We start from the raw sequence: 278 nt of genomic DNA on the forward strand, positions 1-278 counted from the left end.
GTTTATGCGTTAGAATTATATATTGCTCTGGACTTTTGTAGCAATACCTCCCTATATCCCTACCTCTCAAAACAGGCTTTATGATATCTTCAGTTCTTTTCCTCTCCTCTTCACTCCTACAGCTTGCAAGAATTCTATCTCTTGTTTGAGTGTCAATAATAAAGGCTTCGTTAAAGCCCGTCAAAACTCCACGGTATATGTTTACATTCCAATCTCCCAGAGGCTTGCCTACCTTTTCTATCTTTTCCTTTAGCCTCAGGAGGCTGTTGTCTATTAGC

At 39.9% G+C, this 278-nt stretch carries 1 protein-coding gene; it reads right to left on the reverse strand.

Translation table 11 applies throughout. The features are described from left to right. A partial coding sequence (locus N3D17_07855) for a hypothetical protein (GenBank protein MCX8083276.1) occupies positions 1 to 278 on the reverse strand: 278 nt, incomplete at both ends.

The organism is bacterium (assembly GCA_026414725.1).
GTDB lineage: Bacteria > Ratteibacteria > UBA8468 > B48-G9 > JAFGKM01 > JAAYXZ01.